Origin of the sequence: Sphingobium sp. MK2 (genome assembly GCF_040170545.1) — a bacterium.
Taxonomy (GTDB): domain Bacteria; phylum Pseudomonadota; class Alphaproteobacteria; order Sphingomonadales; family Sphingomonadaceae; genus Sphingobium.
This window is the reverse complement of sequence record NZ_JAZDXA010000010.1, coordinates 1-13,821: the sequence shown is the minus strand read 5'-3', so window position 1 is coordinate 13,821 and position 13,821 is coordinate 1. Positions and strand designations below refer to the sequence as shown.

Below are 13,821 nucleotides of genomic sequence, written 5' to 3'. Positions count from 1 at the left end.
GCGCGCAATCAGTGCATCGCGCTCCAGCGATCGGCCATCAGGCGAATGTCGATGGCGAGCGACAGCGGATTGAACGGCTTGTTCAATATCCCGGCGGGATCGAGCACCCGCATTTCCTCCTCCGCCTCATGGCCGGCACTGTCGGTCAGGAAAATGACCGGCATCTTTGCAAAAGCAGGGTCTCGGCGCAGCCGCCGCAACAGGTCTGCCCCGCTCATATCGGGCAAACGATAGTCGAGCATCAAAATGTCCGGCCGCGCCTGCTGCTCCAGGCACAGGTCGAGTGCCGCCGCGCCGCTCGCCACGCTGCGAATGGTCATGTCGGTGTCCAACAGTGTCGCCATCTCGACCACCAGTCGCATGTCGCTGTCATTATCGACATGCAATATTCGATAGTTCTGGCTCATCGCCACTGGCTTTCCTGCTATACGATGGGGCTGGCTCATGTCGTGATCATCCCCTTCCGCCACCGCAGGAAGCGGCGATCGAGCGCGATCCCTCGCACCATGAACAACTGCATCGGAATCGCCCACAGGCTATGCAGCCCCTGATAGACTTTGGGAGTCAGTTCAGGCTGCACCAGCGTCGTCACATGGATCGCCACCGCCAGAAACTGGCAGGCGGTCGACCAGAGCGGCCAATACTCGTCGCTTCGCAAACTCAGCCACAAAAAGGCGACCAGACACGCCGCATCCACCTGCAACAGCGAATAGGACGTCATCTGCCAGTCACGCTCGACATAGGTGACGAGCGCGATGGCCACCGTCTTGAACAGGACGATGGCCGCACCCACCCGTCCGGTCGCGCCGCCCTTCGCCGCTGCATAAATGCAGCAGCAAAGGGTCATGATCCAATAGGTCAGAAGCAGCATGGCCGTGGGGTCACTTCAAGATCGCAGGCACCGCATCATTGCGGATCTGGTTACGCAACCTCACGCAGTTGCGCTTCTTCGACGAAAGGCAGCGGACAGATCGGCCCGATCGAACACCCAATCTCGACCTTGCGCAGGTTGGAGTCCATCTTCATCTCGATGAGCTTCTGATGCGCGCTGACAAATGCGCCGCGCCCCGCCACGATCGTCGAAAAGCCATTGGCGATATCTTCCAGCACCGGCTGCGTCATCGCATCGTTCAACTGCGCGTCGCCAAAGGCTTCCAGCACATCGGTCGTCAGCATCGACAGCTTCTTGAGCGCCCCGTCGATCGCATTATGCGTACGGCCGATATCGGTCACGACACGGCGGGCGAGCATCGGATTATAATCAGGCATGGCATATCCCCTCGCGGAACCGCATGGCTCCACGTTGCTACGGTTAAAAAGATGGAAAGGTCGGGCGGCGTCGTCAGGGTCAGGACAGGACGACGAACGCACCCTTGCTGATGATGATGATCGCCGTCGCGGTGATCATCAGGAAAAAGGCAATCCGGGCTATCGCATATAGCCTTTGCTGAACGGTCAGGTCATTCGTCTTGCCTCCGATGGGCGGCAGGCCGATCCGTTCGACTAACGTCACTGGCTCGGCAGCCGGTAGGTCCATAATGGTGGAATCCTGCGGGTCATCAAGGCGTGACGGCTTTAATTCAAATTGTTTGAACGGCTGCGCACTCTCCGCATCCATCAGAATGCGGGCCGCATCGCGCCGGTTTTCCGCGCCCAGCGTGACGCGGGCACGGTGGATATATTGGTCGACCGTCTGGTGCGACAGGCCCACTTCAGGCGCGATTTCCTTGGAGCTGCGTCCGCTCGCGGCAAGGCGCAGACATTGTTTCTGCACGTCGGACAGCTTGGCAATCCGGTCTTCCAACATGCGTCTTCCCTGCCTCTGCGACGATATGGGCCTGGCCTTAGTCATAAACGGATACCATGAAACGGGGGCAGAATTGCCTCTTATTAATGTGAAGCTGTTTCCTATCCCTGAATCTTGTTTAGAAAAATCGGAAATTTCGGACATATCTGATCTGGCGTACAGCCCACTGGCCCCGCCGCCGGTCCTGTCGCATAATCGCGCCCATCCTGCAGGAGTCCCAGCGCATGACCAGCCTAACCCTATACACCAACCCCATGTCGCGCGGGCAGATCGCCCGCTGGATGCTGGAGGAAACCGGCGTTCCCTATGAAACCGTGATTCTCGACTATGGCACGACCATGAAGGCACCCGACTATCTCGCCATCAACCCGATGGGCAAGGTGCCCGCGATTCGCCACGGCGACACGGTGGTCACCGAATGCGCCGCCATCTGCGCCTATCTCGCCGACGCCTTCCCGGCCGCCAATCTTGCGCCGCCCACCGATGCGCGCGGCGCCTATTATCGCTGGCTTTTTTTCGCCGCCGGGCCGCTCGAAGCTGCCATCACCAACAAGGCGATGGGCTTCGTCGTCCCCGAAGGCCGCGAGCGCTCGGCAGGCTATGGCTCGCTCGACGATGTGTTGCATGCGCTCGAACAGGCGGTGTCGGGGCCGCAATGGATTTGTGGCGATCAGTTTACCGCCGCCGATGTCTATGTGGGGTCGCAAATTGACTGGGGGCTCGCCTTCGGCACCATATCGGCCTCGCCCGCCTTCACCGCCTATGCCGATCGCCTGCGCGCGCGTCCGGCCTATCAGCGGCAGAAGGCGATCGACAACGCCCTCATCGCCGAGATGAAGAAGCCGGACTGATCCACGCCGTTCGTGGCGCGCAAGGTCGAAACACGGCATGTCGCGGACACGCAAAACCAAAAAGGCCCGGCGGATCGCTCCGCCGGGCCTTTTTTCATGCCGTCATTCTGCGAGATCAGTCGCGGCTGCCGCCCATGAAGCGCAGCAGGAACAGGAACATGTTGATGAAGTCGAGATAGAGGTTCAGCGCCCCCATGATGACCGTCTTGCCCATCATGTCCGTGCCCGCAACATGGGCATAGATGCTCTTGATCTTCTGCGTGTCATAGGCCGTCAGCCCGGCGAACAACAGCACGCCAACGCCGCTGATGACCAGATCCATCACGCTGGAGCGGAGGAACAGGTTGATCAGCATCGCGACGATCAGGCCGACCACACCCATGATCAGGAAGGTGCCGAAACCCGACAGATCCTTCTTGGTGGTGTAGCCGAACAGGCTGAGGCCTGCGAACGCCGCCGCCGTCGCGAAGAAGGTCTGCGCGATCGACGTGCCGGTATAGACCAGGAAGATTGACGAGAGCGACAGGCCCATCACCGCGGCATAAGCCCAGAACAGACCTTGCGCGGCCGCCGTCGACAGCTTGTTGATGCCAAAGCTCAGCACCATCACGAAAGCCAGCGGCGCGAACATGATGACATATTTCAGAATGCCGGGGCCGCCCAGCACCTGCGCGGCCATGCCGCTCGACGCGAACAGCATGGCGACGATGCCCGTCAGCAGCACGCCGCTTGCCATATAATTATACACCGACAGCATATAGGCGCGCAGACCGGCGTCGAAAGCCGCGCTGCGATCAGCGGTCGCGCCGCCAAAGCCCGCCATATTCGAACGGGTGTCGGAACGGGGGTCGGACCAGTTGGCCATGAAAATCGTCTCCTTTGTCGGTCATCCAATGCCGACACCTCCATTATCGGCATTTTGGCCGCCGGATTCAAGTCTGCTATGGTCCAGCATTCTTACGTTACAATTGGCGCGGCCGGGCGCAAGCGGCTATCCCCACCCCATGCATCGCCTGTTCGTCGCCATTCGCCCTCCCGCCGGCCATCGGGCCGCGCTGCTTGCGATCATGGGCGGCATCGCGGGCGCGCGATGGCAAAGCGACGCCCAGTTGCATCTGACCCTGCGCTTTGTCGGCGAAATCGATCGACATCGCGCCAATGATCTGGCCGATGCGCTGCAAGCCATCCGCTTTGCATCTTTCGCCGTCCGCCTATCGGGTGTCGGCACCTTCGATCGCAAGGGCATCGTCGATACGCTTTGGGCCGGGGTCCAGCCGCGCGAGCCGCTCGCCAGCCTCCATCGCAAGATCGACCGCGCCTGCGTCGCGGTCGGCCTGGCCCCTGAAGAGCGGGCCTATCTCCCGCACGTCACCTTGGCGCGCTTTGGCCGCAGCGGCGGCGCTGTCGAGCCGTTTCTAGCCCGCCACGCCGCCCTCGCCAGTCCATCCTTCACCGTCGACGGCTTTACGCTGTTCGAAAGCCGTCTCGGCCATGGCGGCGCGAGCTATCATGCCATCGATCATTATGGGGGCGACCCCGATTAAACTGGGCCGCCCACCCAATGTCACTTCGCGGCGATCACGCCACAGGCGATGCGCCCGCCGGCATTGCCGGCCGGGTCGCTCTTATTGTCGTCAGCCTGGGCGTGGATGACCACGGCCGCGCCATCGGCGTCCAGCAAGGGCGTCGCGCCGCTGCGGATCGTCCCACCCGCGATATGATATTCGATTTCCCCCGTGCCGTCTGGTCCGACCAGCATATTGGGCATGTCACCCATATGCATCCCGGCCGGATTATCCATGCCATGCTGGCGGCCTGTCGGGTTCCAATGCCCGCCCGCGCTGGTAAAGTCCGGTCCGGTACAAAGCCCTGTTGTGTGAACATGCACGGCATGCAGGCCCGGCGTCACGCCCATCGCCTTGACCACCACATGCAGGCCATCGGCCGCTTCGGTGATCCGTGCCTCGCCCCGCGCCGCGCCATCGCCAGCCATCAGCTTGGCACCCGCCATCGATGCGGCCGTCGAGGCAGTATTGGAGCCAGTGGTGGCGCAGGCACTGACGGCCAGGGCTAAAGGCAGGGCGGCAAGAAGCGGGGAAAAGCGCATAGCGGACTCCTAAAGGACATGAATGAACAGGCAACGCGACAGACGGGCTTTTGTTGCCGATCCGTATCGTCCTATCATCACGCACCCGCAATAATCACGACTTTCCCGCATGATCGCGCGATCAGGCGCGCAACAGGCACATCCACGTCGGCCGCTCCCTGGCCATCGACCACCGGATGGACGACAGCGCCCGCAAGCTGGTCCGGTATCGCCAGCACATCGGCGTGCGTCCGCTGCTCAAGCGGGTTGGATTGAACTCGGCTCGTGATCGCGGACGCGGGACCGGGGGAAGGGATCGCATGTCATCGAGCCTTACAGAGTGCGCGGCATCCGCCCTCCTCCGAAGATCGTCACCCGGTCCTGCCACAAGCACAAAGAAAAAGGGGCTGGTCTTGCGACCAGCCCCTCATCCATTCTCCATCCCGAAGGACGGAAAATCTTACATGCCCGAACCGGGACCGTAGGTGATTTCCACGCGACGGTTCTGCAGTTCGCGAACGCCGTCGGCGGTTTCGACGCGGGGGTTCGTTTCACCGAACGCCTGGGTCATCATGACGCCGTCAGGGATACCCTTCGAAGCCATATAAGCCTTCACGCTGTCAGCGCGACGCTGCGACAGACCAACGTTGTAAGCGGCCGAACCCGACTTATCCGCATAACCGGCCAGCATGACCTGGGCGCTGCCGCAGTTGCTGTAGGCCGAAACCGCGTTGTCCAGAATGGTGGCGGCGTCAGGCGTGACGTCCGACTTGTCCCATTCGAAGAACACGATGTACGGTCCGGGGCTGCATTCCGCGACCGGAGGCGGCGGAGGAGGCGGCGGCGGGGGCGGCGGGGGCGGCGGCGGGGGCGGCGGAGGAGCCGCTTCAGCCGGCGAACCGAAGTTGTAGGTCAGGCCGAGCAGCAGGCTGTGCGTACGCAGCTTGGTGTCTGCGGTCGAACCGGCCTGGCCGTACACGCTCTGATATGCCGGGATCAGCTTGATATCGTCCTGGTTGAAGAAACGATATTTCAGCGAAACGTCGACATTGTTGGTGACGGGGTAACGCACGCCGGCCAGAGCCTGCCATGCAAAACCCGTGTCGCTGTCATTGACGATGTCCGAGGCAACCTTGGCGCGCGAAACGCCAACACCACCGCCGACGAAGCCCTGCAGGCCATCATCGGGACCAAAGTCCAGCAAGCCGTTCAGCATGAACGACAGAGCCGAAGTGGCACCGCCGAAACGCTGGCCAACCGGGCCCATCTTGTCGAGATCGATCTTGGCGCGCTTGTAGGCCGCTTCGGCCTCCAGGCGGAAACCACCAAAGTCGTAACCGATGTTGGCGTCGACGTCATAACCCTTATGATAGTCGATCGACGGACCGGCGCGACCGCCGGGAGGTACAGCCGAGAAGGTCATGTTCTGGTCTTCGACCAGCAGCACACCGGCGTCCACGCCAATATACCAGCTATTATCACGTGCCATGGCCGGGGTGGCCAGGACAGTGGTAGCAAGAGCAGCCGCGAGGGCAAGCTTCCGCATCTGAATTCCCCTTTCAAAAGTGTCACGAAGGACTGCTGAAACCCTGTATCGGGAAGAAGGTTTCATGGCAAGTCCACAAATAGAGAAACCGTTGCAAAAATAGCGCAGTAGCACGCTCTTCGTTCGCGATTCAGGCTATTCATCACTCCCCTACTGCTAATAGCGGGGCGGCCCAACATAAAAATACAATTATGACAGAATTACGAAAGAATGAGGCCATGTGCCCGCAAAGCAGTCAGCATCAGCGCGATGCTATTACGCGCTTCGCTGTCAATCGTTACGCCTCCGGTCGGCGCAGCGATTCCCGGCTGCCGCGCGCCGACGACTTTTACATCGTCAATATAGAGGCCATCGCTACGCTCGGCACTGCCGCGCCAGACGCTGCCATCATGTTGCAGTGCATGATCGCGATCCGCCACCAGCATCCGCAATCCCGCCTTTGCCGCGATGAAGCGCCATCCGCCGTCGGTCCATAACGCCACCGCCCCGTCATTCCCGTCCCACGCCCCCGTCGCCCCGTCGGGAACGATCCAGCATTGGCCGATCTCCGGCGCAACCGGCGGGCTGGCCAGGTCCGCGCTCTGCGCCACCCCGTGAACCAGCGCGTCGATCCGCACCAGCGCCTCATTGTGGAACATTTCCTTCTGCGCCTGCCCGGCGAACAAAAAGGGCAAGGCCCATCGCGGCGTCCCGTCCATATCCCGTCTCCCGATACACTAACAACCATCTCTAATCAGGCGGTAAAATCGACCCGCGCCGCCCGCCCGGTCGCCAGCGTCCCCACCTGCCGCACCTCCAGCACCAACGCGCGGCTTGCCACCCCGTCCGTCGCGATCATCGCCGCCGCATACTGCCATTGCGGCGTCGCGCTTTCCGCCGCGCGCACCACTGCCCCGCCGTCCAGCACCGTCACCGCATAGCGCTCACTCTCCTCGCCCAGCGGCACGTCGCCCCCACTCACCCAGCGCCACCCGTTGCGGCTCCGCCGTGTCCAGCCAAACGCCCAGCCGTCCACCGTCGCTCGCGCGGCCAGATGCACCGGCGACGGCGGCATCACCGCATCACCGCCGATCGTCAGCGCCGCCGCCACCGGCACCGCATCACCGCGCCCCACCGCGCGCATCTCGACCATCGCGCCGATCTCGCCCTGCCCGCCCAGCGCCGTCAGCGGCTCGACCAGCCGATCCTCCTCGATCAGCAGGAAAGGCTCGCCCGCCTCATGCACCGCCATCGCCCATTCGGTCCCGCGCAGCCCCCGCCGCAACCCCCTCAGCACGAACCGCCCAGCCCCCAGCGCCTCGACGCCCGCAAACTGCATCAACTCCCGCCCGACCAGGCACAGGTTCCGCCCCTGCGCCAACCCGGCCTCATCGGTCGGAAACACATCCATATCATCGGCCAGCAACGCCACCGTCAGCGCATGGCGCGCATCCACCAATGTCGCACTTCCGACCGGCAAGGCCGTCTCCGCCACGCCGACCACCGCGCGCGGCGCACTCGGCCCGATCGGCACCGCCTCCCCCGTCCCGCTCATCACGAACAGCGCCGCGCTGCGCCACCCCGCGCCCCCGCTCGCCGCCGCCACGATCAACGGCCCGTCGGCCAGCCCCTCGCGCACCGGCGGCAATTCAGCGAGAACCAAGTGCGTGGCCCCATGCGGCGCATCCACCTGCCGCACGATCGCGCCGGACGACGCCGCGCCCGGCATCACTGGCCCGGCCCCCGGCACCCGGCGCAGCGCCAGCCGCACCGCCATGCCCTCCCATTCCCGCTCCTCGATTCGCCACAGTCCCGGCGCATCGTCCACACTGACCACCGCGCCCACCGCCAGCCCCAGCGCCGACCAGTCGCACCGCAATGTCATCGTCGCCCGCCCGGCCCATCCCGCCTGCAACCGCGCGCCCGCCAGCGCCCGCGCCGCGCCCGCCTCCAGCACGGCCGGCAGTTCGACGCCGCGCTCGACCCGCCCCGGCCCCGGCCGCATCACCCGCTGCACCCCGGCCTGATAATCGCGCGCACCATCATAATGGCGCAACGACAGCGCCACCGGCACCGTCTCGGCCGCCGCCGCCGACCGCTCGATCGCGTCCATCGCCCGTCCATTGACCCGCCGCGCCAGCATTGTCGCATCGACATGCCCACTCGCCAAGCTGCCCGCCGCCGTCAGCCGTAATCCGCCCGCATCGCTCTGCAACGCCAGCCCATGCACCTCGGCCAGCGTCGCAATCGCCTCGCGCACATCCCCGCCGCTCGCCGCAAAGCCCGCCACCTCCGGCAGACCCTCACCGCCCAGCGCCCCGTCGCTCAAATCGGAGGCAATCGCCCCCACCGACACCGGCCCGGCTTCCGCCACCACCTCGAACGTCAGCGACGGAATGCGATTGCCATAATCGGCCAGCGCCAGATCCTCGAACAGCACATAGGCCATCCCCCGATGCGCGGGCGTCATCGCCACCCCTTGCGCTGACGCGATCAGCGGATCGACCGCCTGATCCTCGCCGCCCCCATGCACGCGAAAGGCCGACAGCTCGGTCTTGAAATCCCCCGCCACCCCGCGCAGCAAATTGCCATCGGCCCAGATCCGCCCGATCGACCCGATCGCCCGCGCCGACAAGGCCACCGCGAAACTCGCGCTATAGCTATAGCTGGCCACGCTCGACCGCCCCTTGCCGCCGCCGCTCTTGCTGCGCACTTCCTTCAGATCGGTGGCCCAGATCACCGTCCCCGCCACCCGCATCGTCCCGAACAGGCGCGGGATTTGCGCGCCATAGGTCGATGTCTGGATCTGCAAATCGGACAGGCGCGGCCCCTCGCGCCCCTTGGGCTTGAACAATATTTCCCGGTCGATCACATTGCCCAGCACCGCGCCGATCGCCGCCCCGATCGGCCCGCCCAACGCTGTCCCCACCGCCGTCAGCACCACCGTCGCCATAATGATTTCCCTTAAAAATCCTCCCCTGGCAGGGGAGGTGGCTGGCCGCAGGCCAGACGGAGGGGTGTCACCCTATCGTTGCGCGCCCCACATCGGCCCGCCACCAGCCCATCACCGGCCAGGGCGAAGCCCCCGGCATCTCCACCACCCGCCGCAACCCCGCATGCGCATGGACAAAACCGCCCGGCACCAAAATCATCAGATGCAGTTGCAACGGCCCCGGTCGCACCAGCGCCAGGTCGCCTGGCGCGCCCTTGTCCACCCGGACCAGCCCCGCCGCACCCAGCCAGCGCTCGGCCAGCCCGACATCCCCGCTTCGCAACCCATAAGCGACCGGCCCAGCCCCATCCTGTCCCAGCGCCAATACCGCCAGCCCGACGCAATCCACCCCCGCGTCGCTGCGCCCATGCAGCCGGAACGGCACCCCCACCATCGCCCGCGCCGCCGCGACGATCCGGTCAGCCCCACTCATGCGCCGGGATAGCGCGTCAACAGGTCCATCCCCGGCAAATAAGGCTCGCCGCGAAAATTGACCGCATTGCCAAAGCGCCCGGCACAGGTCGCTAATTGCCGATCACACCCCTGCGTCAGCAGCGCCAGTGTCCCAGGCTCTACGCCAAAGGCAGGCGGATCGGTCAGCGTCACCCCCGCCGCATCATTATCCGCCACCCCCTGCGTCAGCCCGGCATTGGCCCCGCCCAGCCAGCGCAACGTGCCAAAACCATAGTCCCCCGCCGCCAGCCCGCCGATCGCCACCACAGCATCCGCCACACCCGCAACCGTCACCACCCGTCGCCGCCCGGCCATATCCACCCGGCACGCCCGGTCGCCCAGCCGCGCCCGGCAATCGGGCGCGGTCGATGGCACCACCGCCGCCCCCAGCACCGCCGCCGCACCGACCAGTTCGGCGGTAAAAGCCGCCCCTTTGCGCGCCACTGCGCCCATCTCGCCCGATGCCAGCAACAGCCACAGCGCGCCCGGTTCCTCCCATTGCGTCAGCCGCAACTCCAGCGCCGCCCCGTCCCAGCGCCCCGCCATCAGGTCCGCCTCGCTGATCGCCTCGCTCGTCAGCGCCCCGCCGACATCGCTATCCTCGCCGTCCAGCCCGATGCCGCTGCGGATCGCCGATGGCGTCATCCCCGGCGCGGCGCGGTACAGCAGCCCGCCGATAATAAGGTCGCGATCATGGCTGGTCAGCCCGATCGTCACCCCGTCGCGCCGCTCGACCCGCCAGCAAAAGGCCAGGGTGCAAAGCGGTTGCCCCAACATCTCTCCCACGCTCATTCGCGTATCTCCACCAACGGCACCGACGGCGCTTCCCCCGCCGCAAAGGTCGCGCGGTTGATGTCGATCCGGTCCTCGGCAAAGCGCACCGGCACATCGAAGCGGAACCCGGCGGTCAGCAGCACGCCGTCCGCCGGTGCCTCGTCGAACGCGATCACCCCCAGCCCGGCATGGCTCCACCCGCTGCTCATCTCGACCCCATCGGCCGCCACCCGGATCGTCCCTGCCACCGGCCGGGTGATGATCCGCCCCTGCGCCTCGTCACCCACGCCATAATAGCGCATGAGTTGGAAGCTCGTCCGCACCCCGTCGCCCATCCCCAACCTCTGGTCCAGCGGCCCCGGCACGCTCCCCGGCGCGCCGCTGCGGTCATCATAGGGATCGGCAAAGCGGAACCCTCGCGCCGCACCACGCCGCGCGCGAAAGAAGGCGATCAGCGTGGCAATATCCGCCTCGCTCCGCACCCCCGGCCCCGCATCGAAGGACAGGCGCGCATCGGCCCAATCGCTGCTGCGCCGCTCATGCCCCGACGGGCTTTCCACGATCTGCGTCGAAAAGGCAGGCGACACGCTCGCCTCCCGCCCTATCCCCAAAGGAAAGACCACATCGTCAAAGGCTTGCATCGCATCCTCCCCGTCCTGCCTGAAAAGCGTCAGGCCATCGCGGCACACCTGCGGCAGCGCCCAGATAAAGGTCGCCGCGCTCCCCCGCGCCACCGACGCCTGCGCCGCCGCCACGATCTCCCGCCATTGCCCCGCCTGTTCCGGCATCAGCACGAAGCCCGACAGATAATGCTGCTCCTCCACCGGATAGCCCAGCCGCGCCGTCGCCAGCGCCACCCCCTGCGCCGTCCGCGCGGGCCGCCCTTCGGTCACCCAGTCATAATCTTCCAGTTGCAGCACATCGAACGCGGGCGCGGCCCAGCCCAGCGGCATGTTCGCCCGCTTGGCCTCCGGCGCCTGCGGGTCGAGGATCGTCGGCAGATAGGCCAACAAATGCGTCACCGCCCCTGGCACCGCCGCCTTCACCGCCGCGCACAGCGCCGCCGTCGATGCCGCCAGCACCGCGCCCGCCTGATCCAGCAACGCGCATTGAGCGGCATCCAATTCCCCCCGCACATCGGCAATCGCCACCGGATCGCCGCCAAAGGCCGTCCGCGCCGCGTCGTCATACAGGCATATCCGCCCATCGGCAGGCATCACCCACCACCATGGCTCCCCCACCTGAAACAGGATCGGCAATTCCGCCGCCAACCCTATGGAAATAAAGGCCAGCGCCACCGCCTGCAGATAAGACATCGCCCCGCCATGCGCGGGCGACAGCAAGGTCGATGGCGGCTCCCATCCGGTCAGCGCCGGGTCGCCATTGCCCGCCCGCTGCTTCCAGTCGTTCCAGCAATGCGCATCGAACAATTCATAGGATAGCGACCAGATCACATCGAAGCCCAGCCGCTTCGCCTGCGCCGCAAAGTCCCGGTGCCACGCCGCGCAGGGCGCATTCAGCGCGCCCCCGGTCAGGCTGACATATAGCCCCTCGCCCACCCGTTCGAGCCGGAAATAATGGCTCATCCCCACATAATGGTTGATCGCCCCGCGATAGCCCAGCGCATGGATCGCCTCGACCACCCGCTGCGGCGTCTGGTTGAAACAATCGTCATAGCCTGTCGCCATGGACAGCCCATGTTCGGGCAGCATGACATCGCCCACCACCAGCACCGACCCCGCCCCGTCGCAATGCATCCCGGTCAGTTCGGCCCAACCCTCCTGCGCCCCGGCAAAGGGCGTCGCCCCCGCATCATAATCGGGCGGCACCAGCGAGATAAACATCCGGTCGATATCCCCAGCCCACACCGGATCGCTTTCGTCCGGCAACAGATAGCCACCCTCCAACGCGGCAAAATCCAGCAGTATTTCCGCATCTTCCGGCCCGCCATTCGCATAATTCCACAAACGCACATACCAGGCCCGCGCCACCCCGCTTGCGTCCCGCCCCTCGATCGTCAGCGTCGGCCCATGCGTCTCGTCCAGCTTGCGCACGCCCCCGCTGCGCCAGCGGAACCGCAACACGCAGTCGCGAAAATCGCGCGCCGTCTCATAGGCCAACAGCGGATGGCTCCACCCATCCACCGCGTCCCAGATCAACCCCGCCAGATCGCCCGACCCATAGAAAACCACATCCACCCGCACGGCATCCGCCGCAGTCGTGACGACGCTCGCCATCATCGGCCGCGGAAAGTTGACGGTCCAATGCGTCGGCGCGAACCGCTTGATCCAGCGCGTCTCCTGCCCCCGCTGCGCGTCCGCCAGCCAATAATCAAGTCCCGCCATCAGCCCAGCACCCCCTTCACCGCCCGCGCCACCTGCCGCGCGCTGCGCGCCAGCAAGCGCGGCTCGCTCTCGCCGCCGCGCCCATTGACCGCGATGCTCACCCGCACGTCACGCGCGCCGCCGCCGCCCGCAACCACCTGCCCGCTGCTCGTCGGCACGAACATTTCCGGCCCGCGCTCGCCCACCATATAGGCCCGCCCCGGCGCCACCGGCCCGCCCATCGCCCGCCCCGGCAACCCCAGCGCCGCCGTCAGCAGCGACGCGCCCAGGCTCACCAGTCCGCCGCCGCTACTACCGCCGCCGACCGCGCCACGCACCGCACCCGCCGCAATCTCGTCCAGCACCGACAGCGCGATCCGCCGCAAATCCTCGAACCCGAACTTGCCGGTCCGCACCGCCCGCATCAGCCCCTGCTCGATCCGCCGCCCGGCCCGCTCGGCCCCCTCGCCCAGCGGCCCCTCCAACCCCGCCCGCATCGCCTCGACATCGCGGATCAACCCCTGCCTATCCGCCCGAACCCGCACCACCAGCGTCTCGATTTCCTCGTCCACCAGCGCCTCCCATTAAAAAAATAAAACCTTCTCCCCGGCGGGGATAGAGGTATATTCCTAAGACATTGATATACAATCAGGAAAATAGGCTGTTTTTACCTGTGCAGGAACTGTGCAGGAGATTCTACCCAAACAGATCATTTCCTGAGTCATAGTGGCCGAAATGCCGAGTCGCCGCAAATGCGGTTGCGGCGACTCGGCATGGCGCTACAAGGCGAGCGAACGGGCGAGAACGGAAGCCATAGGACGGACACCATGCGGGCACGGCGCAGACAGGACGAAGAACGCATGAAGGCGCAGGCGCGCCGGATCATGGGGCTGTGGTCGCGCGGTCTCACCGCGCCGGAGCACTCTCCGCGCGCGGTCGGGCGCAATGCCTCGACGCATTGCCGCCCGTGTTCCTGCTCGCTGTGCAGCGGCCATAAGGACGTGCCGCC

Annotated in this window: 16 protein-coding genes; 2 read left to right on the top strand and 14 right to left on the bottom strand. The window is 65.4% G+C overall.

Features of this window, described 5'->3' with window-relative positions; translation table 11 throughout:
* Nucleotides 1–8: 8 nt before the first annotated feature.
* From V2I08_RS06335 to V2I08_RS06320, 4 genes are all read right to left on the bottom strand, one after another.
* A complete protein-coding gene (locus tag V2I08_RS06335; protein ID WP_349634356.1) occupies nt 9–446 on the bottom strand; it encodes a response regulator in 438 nt (145 codons plus the stop codon).
* Complete coding sequence (locus V2I08_RS06330) at nt 443–871, bottom strand: hypothetical protein (RefSeq protein WP_349634355.1); 429 nt, start codon at nt 869–871, stop codon at nt 443–445. Before V2I08_RS06330 ends, V2I08_RS06335 begins: the two co-directional genes overlap by 4 nt.
* 50 nt (nt 872–921) lie before the next feature.
* Nucleotides 922–1,269, bottom strand: a complete 348-nt coding sequence (locus V2I08_RS06325) for a hypothetical protein (protein WP_349634354.1) — start codon at nt 1,267–1,269, stop codon at nt 922–924.
* A 79-nt stretch (nt 1,270–1,348) separates the two neighbouring features.
* Nucleotides 1,349–1,807, bottom strand: a complete 459-nt coding sequence (locus tag V2I08_RS06320) for a helix-turn-helix transcriptional regulator (RefSeq protein WP_349634353.1) — start codon at nt 1,805–1,807, stop codon at nt 1,349–1,351.
* A gap of 224 nt (nt 1,808–2,031) precedes the next feature.
* Here V2I08_RS06320 and V2I08_RS06315 point away from each other — a divergent pair, with 224 nt between their 5' ends.
* Nucleotides 2,032–2,658: a glutathione S-transferase family protein gene (locus V2I08_RS06315; protein ID WP_349634352.1), complete on the top strand. Its 627-nt coding sequence runs from the start codon at nt 2,032–2,034 to the stop codon at nt 2,656–2,658.
* Nucleotides 2,659–2,773: 115 nt separating this feature from the next.
* Here the strand turns inward: V2I08_RS06315 and V2I08_RS06310 are convergent, their stop codons facing one another.
* Complete coding sequence (locus tag V2I08_RS06310; protein WP_349634351.1) at nt 2,774–3,523, bottom strand: Bax inhibitor-1/YccA family protein; 750 nt, start codon at nt 3,521–3,523, stop codon at nt 2,774–2,776.
* A 139-nt stretch (nt 3,524–3,662) separates the two neighbouring features.
* On the opposite strand from V2I08_RS06310, the gene thpR reads away from it, so the two are divergent.
* Nucleotides 3,663–4,202, top strand: coding sequence for an RNA 2',3'-cyclic phosphodiesterase (thpR, locus tag V2I08_RS06305; protein WP_349634350.1), 540 nt, complete (start codon nt 3,663–3,665; stop codon nt 4,200–4,202).
* 20 nt (nt 4,203–4,222) lie between these two features.
* On the opposite strand, the gene V2I08_RS06300 is transcribed toward thpR, so the two are convergent.
* The 9 genes from V2I08_RS06300 to V2I08_RS06260 form a co-directional block, all read right to left on the bottom strand.
* Nucleotides 4,223–4,765: a superoxide dismutase family protein gene (locus V2I08_RS06300; RefSeq protein WP_349634349.1), complete on the bottom strand. Its 543-nt coding sequence runs from the start codon at nt 4,763–4,765 to the stop codon at nt 4,223–4,225.
* Between the two features lie 77 nt (nt 4,766–4,842).
* Nucleotides 4,843–4,983, bottom strand: a complete 141-nt coding sequence (locus tag V2I08_RS06295; protein ID WP_349634348.1) for a hypothetical protein — start codon at nt 4,981–4,983, stop codon at nt 4,843–4,845.
* 221 nt (nt 4,984–5,204) lie between these two features.
* Nucleotides 5,205–6,290, bottom strand: coding sequence for an OmpA family protein (locus V2I08_RS06290; protein ID WP_349634347.1), 1,086 nt, complete (start codon nt 6,288–6,290; stop codon nt 5,205–5,207).
* A 200-nt stretch (nt 6,291–6,490) separates the two neighbouring features.
* Nucleotides 6,491–6,988 carry a DUF2793 domain-containing protein gene (locus V2I08_RS06285; RefSeq protein ID WP_349634346.1) on the bottom strand — a complete coding sequence of 166 codons (498 nt, stop codon included), beginning with the start codon at nt 6,986–6,988 and terminating at the stop codon, nt 6,491–6,493.
* Between the two features lie 35 nt (nt 6,989–7,023).
* On the bottom strand, nt 7,024–9,222 hold the full coding sequence (locus V2I08_RS06280) for a phage tail protein (protein WP_349634345.1): 2,199 nt from the start codon (nt 9,220–9,222) through the stop codon (nt 7,024–7,026).
* A 67-nt stretch (nt 9,223–9,289) separates the two neighbouring features.
* The gene (locus V2I08_RS06275) at nt 9,290–9,694 is read right to left on the bottom strand and encodes a peptidoglycan endopeptidase (protein WP_349634344.1); all 405 of its coding nucleotides are present in this window, start codon (nt 9,692–9,694) and stop codon (nt 9,290–9,292) included.
* Nucleotides 9,691–10,506 (bottom strand): DUF2163 domain-containing protein, encoded by an 816-nt coding sequence (locus V2I08_RS06270; protein WP_349634343.1) that lies wholly within the window; start codon nt 10,504–10,506, stop codon nt 9,691–9,693. Before V2I08_RS06270 ends, V2I08_RS06275 begins: the two co-directional genes overlap by 4 nt.
* Nucleotides 10,503–12,833: a DUF2460 domain-containing protein gene (locus V2I08_RS06265; protein ID WP_349634342.1), complete on the bottom strand. Its 2,331-nt coding sequence runs from the start codon at nt 12,831–12,833 to the stop codon at nt 10,503–10,505. The genes V2I08_RS06270 and V2I08_RS06265 overlap by 4 nt, the downstream gene beginning before the upstream one ends.
* Nucleotides 12,833–13,384 carry a tail tape measure protein gene (locus V2I08_RS06260; RefSeq protein ID WP_349634341.1) on the bottom strand — a complete coding sequence of 184 codons (552 nt, stop codon included), beginning with the start codon at nt 13,382–13,384 and terminating at the stop codon, nt 12,833–12,835. Before V2I08_RS06260 ends, V2I08_RS06265 begins: the two co-directional genes overlap by 1 nt.
* Nucleotides 13,385–13,821: the final 437 nt, after the last annotated feature.

Bases quoted from the DNA above. Each gene is read 5' to 3' on its own strand.
- V2I08_RS06335 (WP_349634356.1), bottom strand. From the start codon at position 446: ATGAGCCAGCCCCATCGTATAGCAGGAAAGCCAGTGGCGATGAGCCAG.
- V2I08_RS06330 (WP_349634355.1), bottom strand. From the start codon at position 871: ATGCTGCTTCTGACCTATTGGATCATGACCCTTTGCTGCTGCATTTAT.
- V2I08_RS06325 (WP_349634354.1), bottom strand. From the start codon at position 1,269: ATGCCTGATTATAATCCGATGCTCGCCCGCCGTGTCGTGACCGATATC.
- V2I08_RS06320 (WP_349634353.1), bottom strand. From the start codon at position 1,807: ATGTTGGAAGACCGGATTGCCAAGCTGTCCGACGTGCAGAAACAATGT.
- V2I08_RS06315 (WP_349634352.1), top strand. From the start codon at position 2,032: ATGACCAGCCTAACCCTATACACCAACCCCATGTCGCGCGGGCAGATC.
- V2I08_RS06310 (WP_349634351.1), bottom strand. From the start codon at position 3,523: ATGGCCAACTGGTCCGACCCCCGTTCCGACACCCGTTCGAATATGGCG.
- thpR (WP_349634350.1), top strand. From the start codon at position 3,663: ATGCATCGCCTGTTCGTCGCCATTCGCCCTCCCGCCGGCCATCGGGCC.
- V2I08_RS06300 (WP_349634349.1), bottom strand. From the start codon at position 4,765: ATGCGCTTTTCCCCGCTTCTTGCCGCCCTGCCTTTAGCCCTGGCCGTC.
- V2I08_RS06290 (WP_349634347.1), bottom strand. From the start codon at position 6,290: ATGCGGAAGCTTGCCCTCGCGGCTGCTCTTGCTACCACTGTCCTGGCC.
- V2I08_RS06285 (WP_349634346.1), bottom strand. From the start codon at position 6,988: ATGGACGGGACGCCGCGATGGGCCTTGCCCTTTTTGTTCGCCGGGCAG.
- V2I08_RS06280 (WP_349634345.1), bottom strand. From the start codon at position 9,222: ATGGCGACGGTGGTGCTGACGGCGGTGGGGACAGCGTTGGGCGGGCCG.
- V2I08_RS06275 (WP_349634344.1), bottom strand. From the start codon at position 9,694: ATGAGTGGGGCTGACCGGATCGTCGCGGCGGCGCGGGCGATGGTGGGG.
- V2I08_RS06270 (WP_349634343.1), bottom strand. From the start codon at position 10,506: ATGAGCGTGGGAGAGATGTTGGGGCAACCGCTTTGCACCCTGGCCTTT.
- V2I08_RS06265 (WP_349634342.1), bottom strand. From the start codon at position 12,833: ATGGCGGGACTTGATTATTGGCTGGCGGACGCGCAGCGGGGGCAGGAG.